12 protein-coding genes and 1 riboswitch are annotated in these 13,411 nt (G+C 64.1%); of the genes, 1 reads left to right on the forward strand and 11 read right to left on the reverse strand.

The features are described from left to right. Positions 1-316: 316 nt before the first annotated feature. Positions 317-838 (reverse strand): YbjN domain-containing protein, encoded by a 522-nt coding sequence (locus C4901_RS02565; RefSeq protein ID WP_110136001.1) that lies wholly within the window; start codon positions 836-838, stop codon positions 317-319. A gap of 402 nt (positions 839-1,240) precedes the next feature. Between C4901_RS02565 and C4901_RS02570 the strand changes: the two genes are divergently transcribed. Further along, the gene (locus C4901_RS02570) at positions 1,241-1,738 is read left to right on the forward strand and encodes a helix-turn-helix domain-containing protein (protein WP_110136002.1); all 498 of its coding nucleotides are present in this window, start codon (positions 1,241-1,243) and stop codon (positions 1,736-1,738) included. A gap of 47 nt (positions 1,739-1,785) precedes the next feature. Here the strand turns inward: C4901_RS02570 and C4901_RS02575 are convergent, their stop codons facing one another. The 10 genes from C4901_RS02575 to C4901_RS02620 form a co-directional block, all read right to left on the reverse strand. Beyond that, positions 1,786-2,106 carry a DUF190 domain-containing protein gene (locus C4901_RS02575; protein ID WP_110136003.1) on the reverse strand — a complete coding sequence of 107 codons (321 nt, stop codon included), beginning with the start codon at positions 2,104-2,106 and terminating at the stop codon, positions 1,786-1,788. Positions 2,107-2,201: 95 nt separating this feature from the next. After that, a complete protein-coding gene (locus C4901_RS02580) occupies positions 2,202-4,178 on the reverse strand; it encodes a proton-conducting transporter membrane subunit (RefSeq protein WP_110136004.1) in 1,977 nt (658 codons plus the stop codon). Then, entirely contained in the window at positions 4,168-4,956 is a 789-nt protein-coding gene (locus C4901_RS02585; RefSeq protein WP_110136005.1) for a 4Fe-4S binding protein, read from the reverse strand. Before C4901_RS02585 ends, C4901_RS02580 begins: the two co-directional genes overlap by 11 nt. 12 nt (positions 4,957-4,968) lie before the next feature. After that, on the reverse strand, positions 4,969-6,441 hold the full coding sequence (locus C4901_RS02590) for a nickel-dependent hydrogenase large subunit (protein ID WP_205736146.1): 1,473 nt from the start codon (positions 6,439-6,441) through the stop codon (positions 4,969-4,971). Continuing rightward, positions 6,438-7,892, reverse strand: a complete 1,455-nt coding sequence (locus C4901_RS02595; protein ID WP_110136006.1) for a proton-conducting transporter membrane subunit — start codon at positions 7,890-7,892, stop codon at positions 6,438-6,440. Before C4901_RS02595 ends, C4901_RS02590 begins: the two co-directional genes overlap by 4 nt. Then, complete coding sequence (locus tag C4901_RS02600) at positions 7,892-8,572, reverse strand: hydrogenase (protein WP_110136007.1); 681 nt, start codon at positions 8,570-8,572, stop codon at positions 7,892-7,894. Before C4901_RS02600 ends, C4901_RS02595 begins: the two co-directional genes overlap by 1 nt. Before the next feature lie 3 nt (positions 8,573-8,575). Continuing rightward, complete coding sequence (locus tag C4901_RS02605; protein ID WP_205736147.1) at positions 8,576-9,484, reverse strand: respiratory chain complex I subunit 1 family protein; 909 nt, start codon at positions 9,482-9,484, stop codon at positions 8,576-8,578. Positions 9,485-9,557: 73 nt separating this feature from the next. Continuing rightward, positions 9,558-9,619, reverse strand: a riboswitch (Fluoride riboswitch). Between the two features lie 781 nt (positions 9,620-10,400). After that, positions 10,401-10,703 carry a c-type cytochrome gene (locus C4901_RS02610; RefSeq protein ID WP_110136009.1) on the reverse strand — a complete coding sequence of 101 codons (303 nt, stop codon included), beginning with the start codon at positions 10,701-10,703 and terminating at the stop codon, positions 10,401-10,403. Positions 10,704-10,928: 225 nt separating this feature from the next. Then, positions 10,929-11,294: a c-type cytochrome gene (locus C4901_RS02615; RefSeq protein ID WP_168185505.1), complete on the reverse strand. Its 366-nt coding sequence runs from the start codon at positions 11,292-11,294 to the stop codon at positions 10,929-10,931. 16 nt (positions 11,295-11,310) lie between these two features. After that, positions 11,311-12,891 (reverse strand): hypothetical protein, encoded by a 1,581-nt coding sequence (locus C4901_RS02620; RefSeq protein WP_205736148.1) that lies wholly within the window; start codon positions 12,889-12,891, stop codon positions 11,311-11,313. Positions 12,892-13,411: the final 520 nt, after the last annotated feature.

Below are 13,411 nucleotides of genomic sequence, written 5' to 3' on the forward strand. Positions count from 1 at the left end.
TATCTGTCAACTGCTCCGCATTCGATTGGAGTGAGCCGAGGAAGGTCGCAAGACGCCGGCACCGCTTGAATGGCGGCCTGCTTGCGTATTGGCGGGTGTCGGTAAGCGTGGTGTGGCCACCGTGCCGGGTCTTGGTGGCAACTCCATGCCACAAAAAAGCGGTCGACCGGTGATGGTCTCGCGATATTTATGGGGATTGGCGAGCCGCACACAAAGATTCCCCCACCGGTAAAGTTTGTGCGTGTTCCTGGTTATTGGTGCCGGCCCGTCCGTTATGACAAGGCCTCGCCGGACGGCCGCCCTCCGTGTTCCGCGCTTATTGCAAGGGGCTGGCGGCCGCTTCGTCATTGTCCGCGTCGATTTTATCGGCGTCCGTGATCACTTGTAAGACGGTCTGGTCGCCGAAGGCGACCGCCATGACCTCGGGAACGGCACGATCCATCATTTGCAGCGCGGTGATCAGGTTGGCCTGGACGATCTCGGGGGTCGCCAGCGAATCGCCGAGCAGGGCATTAATGCGATATTGGACCTCACCGTCGCCGTGATCGAGGTGATAGGCGCCGACCCTGAGCGAGTAGTTGCGACGGATGACCCATTCCGACACCTCCGCGAACCGCGCCTTGGGTACGTAGCTCGGCGCCGCGACGGTAATGGCCAAGCATCGCCAACCGTCCTCATCCTCGGTGTGAATCTGGCAGGACAGGATGCCGCTGTCGGCGGATAGGCGCAGGACGATATATTCGGCATCCAGCGTCTGATGGGTGAGCTCCATGTCGTCCAGGACGGCGGTCACCATGTTCTGCAGGCCTGGATAATTTTCGATATCGCTGACTTTCATGGTTGTGTCGCCCTTATCGTCAAAAAGTGTATCGGGTCATGATACCTGGGATGCGTCTCAAGAGCGGCCCATCCGGCGATCTGTCTGATGGCTTGGGCGGCGCGCCGCCACGTCCTCTTGTCGAAACAGACCCGCACCGCGCTCTGGCGATCGAACATTCGGCGCCCAATGGCTTAAAGCAAGTGCAGGATACATGGCGGGATGCCGTGTTGCTGACCGCGGACCCGCGCATGCCTCGTCGCTTCCCTTTTCATTGGGTTCTCCCCAGTGGGTTACCATGAACCATGACTATAAAGCGAAGTTGCATGAACCGCATATACGACAGTTAAGCATATTACATTATTTGAAGTAAACACGTAAAAACGCTATATTGCAAAAAATCATGTTTTTGCGAGGTGGACCATGGATGCGGAGAAGGGGTCGGGACAGCAACCCATACTGGTGGCGACGTCGCGCGCCGTCCTCGGCTATGTCTTGGCGGAGCTCCGGCGCCGGCGCAAGCTGACACAGGTGCAGTTTGCCGAGCAGCTGGGGCTGGCCGGGTCCACGTGGTCACGGGTGGAGAAGGGTGAGACGTCGCTTACGGTCGAGCAACTTCGTGCGGCGGCCGATCACCTCGGGATCAGTGCCGCGAGCCTCATGAACCTCGCCGCGAAAGGCGAAGATGCGGTGCGGCGCTACGGGAAGGTGGTGTCTCCATCCAAAGGGGATCGCAGGGGGGGCGGCGAGGCCGCGTCCCATGGTGTGGGGATCGGGGCGATGGCGGGCCTGATATCGGCCGGGATGCTCCCCCTGATCGGGGCCACCCTCGGGGGCATTTTGGGCAAGGCCCTTGAATCGGCCATCGAAAAGGCCTTGGCGAGAGATGCGTCCGGCCCGCCGGAGGACGACAAGGACTGACGGCGGCCGGTTGTGTCCCGAGCGGCGCGGGGTGCCCTCGGGCGCGCCTACTCCGCGCAGTCGCACGCGGCCTGCCAGCGCACGATATGTCCCGGGGGCACCATTTTTTGCAAAAGCGGCATGACCGTGTCGACGGTCTCGGGCTCGTCGAAAAACTCCAGGACCAGTGGCAGGTGGACGGTCATGCGCAAAAGGTCCGCGGAATGCACCGTCCCCTTGGCCCCGAAGCCCGCGATGCCACGGAATACCGTAACCCCATGCACGCGGTGCTCGTCATGTAAAAGCGAGAAGATCTCCTGCATCAGGCTATGCCCCTCGAGCTTGTCGCCTTCCTTGATATAGATACGCACCATCGATATGGTTTTCATGGGTTCTCCGCCCTCCGTACGCCATTGTGGGGTCCATGATAGGCCACGTGATGCCCGCGCGCATCACCGATCACAGGCCCTTGCCCGCAAGAATCCTATCTCCAGAAGACCGAGCCGAGCACCAGGAGCAGCAGGATCCCGATATACGCCAGGTAGGCATTCATGGACCCGCGCTGCAGGATGCTTGCGCGTTGTGCCAGGGCGCGTACGAAGCGCGTGGCGGGCGTAAAGAGGGTGGGGCCGAACAAGGCGGTCTGGCCGTACTCGAAACGCACTGCCTTGATAAAATACGGCCGCTTCTCGATGCGCCGCTCGGCTATCGTCCGTGGGCGGTATACGAAGCTATAGAATTCGCGCAGGGCATTGGAGAACGCGAGTGCGGTGGTGGCGCTGGCTTGCGGCAGGGCGCGCAGCCCGTGCGCCCAGATCGGCGCCACGCGCCGGCCGGACTTCATGCCGAAGGCCAGGAGGCCGAGCGGTATCAGCGCCAGGAGCGGCCCCACGATGACGAGCAGAGTCGGGGAAATGAACGCGAAATGGGGGTTCAGGGGCACGAGGATGAGGCCATGGACGAGCCGGGCCGCGGCGTGCCCGGTGTGCGCAAGCCGACTCTGTACGAGTCCCCGGATCCACCACGGCATACCGACCGCGTACCCGAGGACCGCGAGCCCCAGGGCCAGGATCGTACCCTTGCGGCGCATCGTCCCCGCCGGGCCGGATACCCCATTCTTGCCGAGCAGACCGATGCCAAACAGCTTGGCCATGGTGGCGAGTGCGATGGCCGCGGTGAGCGCAAGCCCGGCACCGGCAAACGCCAGCGCGATCTGGGCCTCCGCGCCGTGCAGGCGAAAGTCCTGGAAGACTGTCTGAAACAGGTACCACTCACTGACAAAGCCGGCTTGTGGGGGCAGGGCGGCAAGACTCATCACCGCGCACAGGGCGCCAAGACCCAGGGTCCATGGGCTCTGGGCCAGCACGCGACTTTGGGCGATGCGATAATGACCGCGGGTCTCGTGGACGTGGTCCGCGGACAGCATGAGCGTGCCTTTGGCCAGGCTATGGCCCCCGAGATGCAAAAGCCCGACCGTGAATGCGAATCCCTCCAGGAGTGGCAGATGATCCCGGCGAAACAGTACGGCGGCCCCCAGGGCGACCACGGCCACGGCGGCGTTTTCGGCAGACGAGAACGCCAGCAGCCGTCGCCAGTCCTCCTGCTGGAAGGCGTAGAGGATGGCGAGCACCGCGGTCAATGTCCCGATGACCACCAGGAGCGCGCCGAAGGCGGTCAGCCCGGGAAACCGTGGCAACCACTGAAAGATCCCGCGCGCGAGACCAAACCATGCGGCATTGAGCACCACCCCCGACAAGAGCGTCCCGGTGGCCCCGCTCGCCGATCCGTAGGCCGCCGGATACCACTCATAAAACGGCAGCAGGCCAAGCTTGGCACCAAAGCCCACGATCAGCAGCACCCCGGTCACGAAGATCAGGCCATCGGGGGCCTGCCGGAGCGTGACAGGCCACGACGCGAATGCCGGATGGCGGGCGCCCAGAATCAGGATCGCCGCCAACAGGGCCACCGACCCCACTTCGAGCAACGCCAGCATGAACAGCGCCGCACGTCCGTTCTGGGGCACGGGGCCTTGGCGGTCGCCGAGTAGCAGGGCGGCGCCGCCCAGGCTCATGAGCTCCCAGGCAATCAGAAAGGACACCCCGTCTTGCAGGCCCGCGACCCCGAGCGCGCCCAGCAAAGACAGGGAGGCGCCGCTCGTCCAGAGGCGCGGGCGGTGTGCGGGCGTCCCGGCGCAGACCGCGGCCAGGGCCGCCACGAGGCCCCAACCCAGCAACCAGGCGGCGGCCGGATCGATGCGAAAGCGCACGAACAGGGCGCCCGAGGTAAACAGCGATGCCGTTGTGGGATGATCGATGAAGGCGCCGGCCAGGCAGCCGCCGAGTGCCGCGACGATGCCGAGCGCAAGCGCCCCGCGGGACGCGGACGGGGGGCGGCAGGATGCGGCAAGCAGCAAGGCAAGGCCCCACAAAAGTGCCGCGATGCCAAACAGATCAAGGCTCATAGCGGCCTCCGTGCACGCGCACCGGCATGCGGTCCTGCAAGATCAGCAGTGCATGGATGAGCGCCGCCGGATTCGGTGGACAGCCCGGCAGCCACACATCCACGGGGATCAGGGGCGACAGGCCGTGGCCGCCGCCGTAGCCCCCCTCGAACGGTGCCCCCGATACCGCGCAGGTGCCGGTGGCGATCACGAAACGCGGTTCGGGCATGGCCTCGTAGGCCGCCTGGAGCGGCGCGCGCATGGCCTCGATGACCGGACCCGTGACCAGCAGGACGTCGGCGAATCGCGGCGAGGGCGTAAAAAAGATCCCCAACCTGTGAAGGTTATAGAAGGGATTATTGAGCGCCGCGATCTCCGATTCGCAGCCGTTGCACGAGCCGGCGTCGACATGGCGAATATGCAGGCTCTTGGCGAACGCCCCGGTCGCCGGCGCCGGACGCGGCGCGGCCGGCGGTGACTCGATGCCGCGCCAGACGAGTTCGTCGCGATCACGCACCGCGAACGCCCAGTCGAACGAGGCCTCCAAGGTCCCCTCGGGGCACGCCTCGACGCACGCCTGACAGGCGATGCAGCGGCCGTAATCCAGGGTGACATCCGCTCCCTTGCCGGATAGCGCCGCGGTGGGGCAGCACGCGACGCACGACTGGCAATCGGGCTTACAATGGCTGGGATCGAATCGCGGCATCCCGTATACCCCGGCCTGGCCATCCGGTCCGCGCCCCGGCCACGGCGCGGTTGCCATCCCGGCCTTGAGTCCCGCCCATGTCCATAATGGCATATGACCCCTCCTTCAGCGATCCGCGCCGGCGATGGTGAGCCCGAAGCTCGCCTCGTTGATGGCGTAATCCATCATGTTGCTGCCATGCACCGTGAACGGGAAGACCCGCCAGTTCGAGAAAGACGGGGACTTGATCTTGACGCGCGCCAATCGCCCCTCCTCTATGTGGACGGCATAAAAGAGCGAGCCGCGCGGGGTCTCCGACCAGCCCAGGCCCTCGCCCGATGCCTGTTCCGGGATCTGTGCGCGTATCGCCCCGGGCGCCAGGCGCGCCGAGGCCTGGGCGGCCAGGGCCAGGGCCTCGCGCAGCGCTTCGCCGCGCACGTCCGCGCGCGCCTTGGCATCGCCCGTTTCGCGCACCGGTACCAGAAAGCGCAGAAGCTCGTAGGCGGCATAGGGATGGTCGCGACGCATATCACGATCGAGCCCCGACGCCCGGGCCACGGGACCGGTAGCGCCCTGGTCAAAGGCTACGGCCGACCGCAGGACCCCGGTCCCGATCAGGCGGTCGAGGTAACTTCCGGTGCGGTTCAGACGTTCGAGATAGGCGCGGGCCTCGTGGCCTAGTGCGGTGAGCAGGGAGTCAAGGCCCTGGGTGTCGATGTCACGGCGGACCCCGCCCACGCACAGCATATGGCGCAGGAAACGCGAGCCCGTGAGCCGCCCGGCGATCTGTTTGATGCGCTCCTCGAGCAGTTCACCCTCGGCGGATGCCACCTTGAGGGTCGTGGTCTTCGCGAGCAACGCGAAATAATGAAAGTGGTTGTAGAGTCGCTCGATCTCGGCCAGCAGGGTGCGCACGAGCCGGGCCCGCCGTGGTACGTCGATGCCAAGCGCCGCCTCGACCGCCTGACAATAGGCGAGCGCATGACAGACGCTGCCCACCCCCGATACGCGCTCGGCGAGGTATACGCCAGCGGCCGCCGGCAGTCCCTGGAATCGGCGCTCCACGCCTCGATGTTTATAGCCGAGTCGCGCATGGTAGTGGATGATGGCCTCGCCGATATACGAGAAATGGAACTCACCGGTCTCCACGACGTCCCCACGAATCGGGCCCCACACCAGGTCCTGGACCTGGTCGGCCGCGATCTCGGGCATGGTGGGTGCCACCGTCTCGCCGGACCACGTCGGGTCTTCGGCATCTACGCCAAGCGGCGGGACGGATAGGCGGCGGCCTTCGTGGATCAGTAGCGGGTAGGGTTCCGGGTGTCCGGCGACCTCGATCCCCGACAACTCGCTCATCTCCCGCTCGTACCAGCCCAGTAGCGGCACGATCGGGGCGAGCGAGGGCACGGTGTGGGTGTCGGGGATACGCAGCAGGAGGAACGGGCGGCCCCGTCCACGGTTGATGAGGTACAGGACCTCCGGGCCGTGGGGTGTCGGTCGCGCATAGGCCATCTCGAAGCGATGCCCCTCGCTTTGCGCGGTCTGGGCCGCCGTCAGGAGTCCCTCGGCCGACAGCATGCGCTCCTCGCAGCCGTTCATCGTATCACCTGCGCGGCGTGCGCGAAGAACCGCCACAAAAGCGGAGGCCACCAAAGCCCGAGAATCGTCAGGGGTATCAGGGCAAGCCACAGGGGTGCTGTCATCCAGGCGCCCAAGGCGAGTCGCGGTTCATGCCCCCGGGCCGGCGCGGGACCGGCCACCATGCGCCGGAAGTGCGCCAGAAAGCCTATGAAGATCACGATCAGAAGCAACGCCATCAGCGCCACCGCCCAGGTGTTCGGGCCCTCCATGCCGGCGCGCAGGATCGCCATCTCGCCCTGAAAGGGTCCGAACGGCGGGGCGCCGGTGATGGCAACCGCCCCCAGGAGCCAGATCGTGCCGGTCACGGGATAGAACTGCAGGATCCGGCGCATGACCCTCATGTCCTTGCTCTGGTAGGCGCGCATCATGTTGCCCGCGCCAAAGAACATGAGCGATTTATTGAGGGCGTGGTTCAGCATCTGGTACATGGCACCGGCGATCCCAAGCACGCCACCGAACCCAAAGCCCAGCGCTATAACCCCCATGTGCTCGATGCTCGAGTAGGCCATGAGACGTTTGGCGCCCGTCTGCCGGACTATGAAGAGCGCGGCCACGAGCAGTGACAGCGCGCCCAAGACACAGAGCGCATCGTGGCCGGCGGCGCCGAGCCCCCCGGCATCGATCACCGTCAGGAACCGTACCACGCCGAGCATGGCGGTATTGAGCAGCGCGCCCGAGAGCATCGCCGAGACCGGGGCCGGACCTTCGCTGTGGGCATCCGGCAGCCAGGTGTGCATGGGCGCGAGACCGACCTTGGTGCCGAAACCTATGAGGGTCAGAAGGAAGGCCAGCAACAGCAGGGGGTGCGGAGCGTGCGGGGCCATGAGGCGCAGGCGATGCCAGGTCATGTCATAGACCGGACCGAACGAAAAGGTGCCGGCCCAGTAGAAGAGAATGATCCCCAAGAGCGCGAGCGAGAGTCCGGCCGAGACGATGATGATGTATTTCCAGGCGGCCTCCGCGCTCTCGGCCGCGCGTTCGAAGCCGACCAGGAAGGCGCTCACGATAGTGGTGAGATCGATGACGATCCAGTAGATGCCGGGGTTGTTCATGAACGGCGCGACCACCATGGTCAGCGCGAATCCGGCAAAGAGCGCATAGAACCACGGCAGCCGCGCGGTCTCTTCGGCGAGCAGGCGCATATAGCCTACGGCATATATCGACGCCAGCACATAGACGATCGCGACGCATAACACCACCCATAGACCGAGGGGGGTCGACAGCAGGAAGTGGTCGCCGAGGACCACCGGATGCGTCGGGGCGCGCGCGAGCAAGGCGAGGCTTACGCCGAGGGTTGCGAGGGCGGCGGCGAGATTCAGGAACGCCGCGGCCCGCGGCCGGCGAAAGACGAGTATGAAGACGATGGCAAGCGCGGGGGCAAGCCATAGGCCCAGGATGAGCTCTGCCATCAACCCACCAGCCTTTGCAGATTCCGGCTGCTCGTGGTGCCGGCGTGACGCTGCAGATAACGCATGAGGATGCCAAACGTGAGGACGATGATCAGGAGGTCGAACAGGATCACGAGTTCGAGCAGGAGCGGCATGCCCGGGACCAGGATCTGCGAGCCCAGGAATATGCCATTTTCGATGACCAGCAGTCCGAGGATGTGGCTTATGGCCTCCGAGCGCAGGATCATCATGAGAAAGCCGATCAGTTTCAGGCTCAGCATGCAGGTCAGGGCCAATAGCACGATCCGGTCGTCCGAGGTGATGCGCGTGCCCAGGTGGCGCGCCACCAGAAAGGCCACGATCACGAGCACGGTGCCGAGAACGAGACTCGACGAGGGGCGCAGGAGGGCCGTGAATTCCCGCTCCAGGTGCAGACTCGTCATAAGGCGCAATAGCAGGTAAGGGAGGAGGCTTCCGCGAAATAGCGCGGTCAGGACGGCGATGATGTAGAGCTCCTGATAATGGCCGAAGTAGGCGACCGCCGCGGACAGGGCGGCAATCGTCCAGGATTCGAGCGCGAAGGCGTAGATGTGGTTCTTCAGCCAGTGGGAGCCTAACATGACGAAGGACAGAAACAGGCTCACGATGGCGAGCACGGTAAAGAGCGAGGCGGCGAGCGGTCCTATGGCAAAAGTCGGCATGGGTCAGACCTTGTAGGCGACGATCGCGAGCACCGCGAACAGAAACGAGGCGGCGAGCGGCTCCTGGTAGCGGTAGAAGCGCAACCGCGCCTGGGCGGTGTCTATGACCGCCATGAACAGCCCGAGCATTGCGTACTTGACGAGAATCCACACGACCGCCATCACAATGTCCACCGGATGCCCCGAGGTGGCGAGGCCCCACGGAAACAGAAAGACATTCAGGAATATGGTGTAGAGGATGAATTGCTTCATCCATGACGCCCAGCGCAACAGCGCCAGCAGCGGTCCCGAATATTCGAGGACGCGCGCCTCGTCAATCATGTAGATCTCATAGGGTATGGTCGAATGAATGGGCAGGCGATCGGTCTCGACCGTAAGCAGGATGAAAAACGCCGCCACCAGAAAGACATGGACCGGGCCCCAGTACGCCACCGGGTCCCGGGCCAGCAGGTGGTTCGCGACAAACGGCAGCATGGCGTGATCCAGGAAGGTGATGCCGACGAACACCAGGATCAGGGTCGGCTCGGCGAGGATCGCGAGCATCGCCGCGCGACTCGCGCCAAGCCCCCCGAACGGCTGCCCGGAGTCGAGGCCGGCAAGCAGGATCATGAAATTCCCGAGGGTGAGGATGAGGCCGCCGCCCAGGATGTCGCCCATGTCCGAGAGCGGCAACGGGTAGTTGGTGAGAACCGGGATCAGCAGGGGCACGATCAGCATCACCGTGAAGGCGATGACGGGCGCCGCCCAGAATATCCCCGAGGCCGATTCGGGGGTCAGCTGTTCCTTATGGAGAAGCTTCCAAAGGTCGCGGTAGGGCTGGAAGATCGAGGGGCCGCGACCGCGCTGGATGCGTTCCTCGGCGGTGGCGATAAAGCCGTGCAGCAGTGGTGCGAGGGCCAATGTGATAAACACTTGGCCGCACTGTACGATAACGGGGTTCAGAACCATAAGCCTCCGTCGATACCCTTACATCCCGCACTCGGCAGGTCATTCAGGAGTCATCAGCCCAGAGGCGGTTATACGGCGAACCCCATCGCCCTTTGGCTCAAGGATACAAGACCCGTCCCGACTGTCAAGCCGACCCCTGGCTAGGCCGTGAGGCGCCGATGGCATCGATCGATACCGGTTTCGAAACGTGGGCGCTATGCGTGTGTGGCTATCGGCAAAAAAGAGGGGGCCTGCGCCCCCTCGCAAGGCGACAGGAGCCGCTTACCAGGGGAGCCACGCTATTGCCGCGCGACGCCCCCACGGTCTCGCCCTCGCATCTCGTATGGGCCGTCATATCGCTATGTAAGTCAGGCACGTTCTTCCAGGGGAGAGAGGTGACCCTCGGCGCGAACTCGCCCATGGCCAGGTCAGTGCGACCTTCCGCGGTGCGACATCCGGTGGGATCGTGCACCGCGTGGCCCGATACAGGGCCCTCGGCCATCTGGCAAGGGAGCATACACGGACAACCGGTCCCGGTGCGCGGCAGGTCGCCCAGGCGCGGGTGGCCCGTTACGGCTCGATCGCATGCGCGTGACGAGGGGACGGGCCCGCAAGCAGTCACATTGTTCAGGATACCCATTCCCGCGATTCCGTAGACATAAACCATTCGCCCAGGGTATGGATGGTGTTCGTGATGATCGGTCTTCGTTCCCTTGGAGTGGAGTCGATGGGCGTATGACGAGGCGGCACACACGACACGAATGCATCGGGTGGTATGGGGTGGAGGTTCTTATCGGGGCCCGCGTCTGCCTACCTTGCGGCGCCTCCCGGGGCCGGGAACCCGTCATCCGGCCCGGCGCCCCTCATGGCACCGGGCCGGCCCTACTTCCTGCGGATCGTCTTACAAAGACGACAGATACGCGGCCACCTCCTTCATCTGCGGCACGGTGATGTTCTTCGCGATCTGGTTCATGAGCGCGTTCTTACGGGTCCCGTTGTGGAAGTATGTGAGCTGCTGGACGATGTAACGGTAGCGCTGCCCGGCGATGTCCGGGAACGTCCCGACCCCCTGAGCATTGGCGGCATGGCACTCCATGCACGCCGGGATCTGCTCGGAGGTCACGCCGTTCATGAAGATCGCCTTGCCGGCCTTGGCGCCGGCATGATGCACACCGCTTGCCTGAAAGCGCGGGCGCTGCTTCATGGCACTCCATGCACGCCGGGATCTGCTCGGAGGTCACGCCGTTCATGAAGATCGCCTTGCCGGCCTTGGCGCCGGCATGATGCACACCGCTTGCCTGAAAGCGCGGGCGCTGCTTTGCAAAGTAGCTCGCCACCTGGTCGATCTGGCCTGTGGTCAGCCCCTGGGCCACCGGCGCCATGTAGATGTTGCCGTTCTGGTCGGCGCGGTGGCCGTTGCGGAACTGCTTCAACTGCAGATGTTGCCGTTCTGGTCGGCGCGGTGGCCGTTGCGGAACTGCTTCAACTGCATGACGAGATAGGCCTTATGCTGGCCGGCCAGCCGCGGGATGATGTTGTAGTCGGTGCTCGCCCCGCGCATGCCGTGACAGATCGCGCAGTTATCGCTTACGCGGTAGGGCGTGGATCCGGGGGTCGCCTTGGCCGCCCCGGCCGTCCCGGCCACGGCCAACAACACCGCTACCGCCACCGGCCGCCAGACCGCACCCATGGAGGGTCGCTTCGATTCCTGTGTCTGTGAATGGTTTGTCATGATCAGCCAGACCGCACCCATGGAGGGTCGCTTCGATTCCTGTGTCTGTGAATGGTTTGTCATGATCAGCATCCTTCCCTTAATAGGCAATCCAGGCCAGCAGCTCGATGGTGTTGAACTTCGAGGCGCTCGGTGTTGCCGCCGTCGCACCGGTCAGACCCCGGAACTTGTTGAACATCGTGTAGCGCACCGAGAGCCGCGTGTTCCACCATGGCAGATAGGAGGCCTCCACCCACTCGTCGGTGGTGTTGGGCGAGCCGTTGGCGGAGGTATAGATGTTGCCGCATGGCAGATAGGAGGCCTCCACCCACTCGTCGGTGGTGTTGGGCGAGCCGTTGGCGGAGGTATAGATGTTGCCGCCCCAGAAGTTGCTGTTGGCCGTCCCGGTCACATCCTGGAAGCCGCCCTGTGCGCCGTACTCATCGTGGTACCAGTAGGTGGCGTTCAGGTTGAAGGTATTGAGTTGGCCGTGCGCGTTGCTGGAGCCGCCCGTGGGGCCGACATCCCCGGCCGCGAAGCGCGCATCCTCATGGATAAAATTAGCGCGCACCGTCACGTTGTTGTTGTCGTTGATATCAAGCCACTGCAGCTGGGAGTCCAGGTCATAGTCGTAGAAGCGATCGACCGCGGAACTCGTGGGGGCCGCATAGACCCGCGACCACATGTCGTAGGTCCCGACCTCCCAGTTCCAGTCCGACCAGTCGTGCTGATAGGCGAGGCGCAGATAGGGGGCCGTGCCGGCCAATTGCCCGAAAGCAACACAATCAGCAGCATTGATACAGCTGCTACTGTTATGCAAGGTGTACTGATTGCCGCCCCCTTCGCCGATCACGCCCGAATTCGGCGCGGCGCCGGTGCCCTCGGAATTGTCGTAGGCGTCGGCCTCGGCATAGAACCAGTTGGCGCGATTGGGGCCCACGATGTCGGCGGCGTAGGTGCCGAGACCGATGAGCGGGAAGCTTGCCCCCTGGCTTGCCGCGATAAAGGTCGTGGGTACCGCACCTTCGGCCGTATAGTTCGACGTGAAAAATGGCGCCTGCCAGTCCGTGGAGGTGTTCCAGAGGTCGGTGGCGCTCGGGGTGTTGTTGACATCCACGCCCGTGATCAGGGTGTTATAGCGTCCCAGATTCCAGGCCTGGGCGCGTACGATGCTCGAGTCATCGAACGCGAAACCGCCGCTTGTGCCGCTGTAGGTGATATGCAGGAAGTCGCCGACATGCGGGGTGATCTCGCCGGCATAGAACAGACTCACCTGCTTGGGTACCTGGAGGTTATTGTTGCTACCCACCGTGCTACCACCCGCGCGGGTCGCGCCTGGACCTTTAAGAACGGCCTGGCCGCCGGCGACATGGGTGCCCGCGGCCTGCACGAAGATCGAGAACTGCGAGATGCGCGGCAGCAGCAGGTGCACGACATTCCCGACCTTGGCCTCGACCTTCTGCTGCGGCTGGAGGTTCGTCGTGGTGTAGCCCATCAGCTTGAATATCCGCCCCATGGGGGTGAGCTGCGGGTAGGAGGTGTGGCAGGTGGCGCACGACCAGCCGGTCTGCCGACTAAAGCTTGGGACTGCCCAGGCATTGGCCGATATCGCCAGTCCACCCAGGACCGAGGTCAATGCGAGAAGCTTCCGAGGTTCCAGCCATGATAGTCTGAATGCCATAATTATCGTCTCCCTGTAAACCTAATAAGGCGAGCATCGATGGACGCGCCCACTGGACGCCAACCGCCGATCGCGGGCGGCATGCGGATGTCAGTCCTCCCCTTGCGTGTTGCCCATAATCGTCGTGTCGCGGGGCAGTCGCCCGTTGTCGCCGGAGGGCCGCGCGCGAATCCGATCTTTTTTGACGGGGAGACGGTAGGGAAAACCGCGCGACGATGTCATGATGGATATCAAATTTCTAATATAACGATTTACGAATAGTCTCCAGACGATCTTCAGTGCCTAGGGAGATCGGGCGACGATCGGCTAAGTCCTGGCAAAGACGCAGGAATTTCAGCGGCGCGTCGCCGCCTCTCCGAAGGGATAGGCGGGGTGGGCGTGGCACGCGTGCCGCGTTGTTGCCGGGACCTGGCGGGTGCGGAGGGCCAAGCCGCGAGGTGCCTAGGCTTCGCGATTGTGGGTGCAGGTCGGGATGCTGGTCGTGGTGGGCTTCGGGGGTATGATCGGATCGAATCGGTGG

The sequence above is a fragment of the Acidiferrobacter sp. SPIII_3 genome (assembly GCF_003184265.1).
Taxonomy (GTDB): domain Bacteria; phylum Pseudomonadota; class Gammaproteobacteria; order Acidiferrobacterales; family Acidiferrobacteraceae; genus Acidiferrobacter.